We start from the raw sequence: 239 nt of genomic DNA, 5'->3' as shown, positions 1-239 counted from the left end.
ATGGAATCGTTGGTCCACAGGGCGCTGGAAGAGCGCTCGTCGACACTTTCAACGGTACCCGAGGCTTCGCTGACATAGACGTTACCGTAACCCTGGGCGACACCCACGTAGCTGGAAGCATCACGCTGCCACAGCACACGGCCGCTTTCCAGGTCCAGGCCCGCTACGCGGCCCTGGTAGGTGCTGACGTACAGGGTACCACCGGACAGCAGCAAGCCGCCGTCGATATCCACTACGCG

The 239-nt window shown here is 62.3% G+C and carries 1 protein-coding gene; it reads right to left on the bottom strand.

All coding sequences use genetic code 11. The features are described 5' to 3' along the window. Positions 1 to 239 (bottom strand): PQQ-binding-like beta-propeller repeat protein (locus tag SB725_RS33700; protein WP_410923758.1); only part of this gene is annotated, 239 nt, incomplete at both ends.

The sequence above is a fragment of the Pseudomonas sp. SIMBA_041 genome (assembly GCF_046535095.1).
GTDB lineage: Bacteria > Pseudomonadota > Gammaproteobacteria > Pseudomonadales > Pseudomonadaceae > Aquipseudomonas > Aquipseudomonas mucoides.
This window is presented reverse-complemented; position numbering and strand designations above follow the sequence as displayed.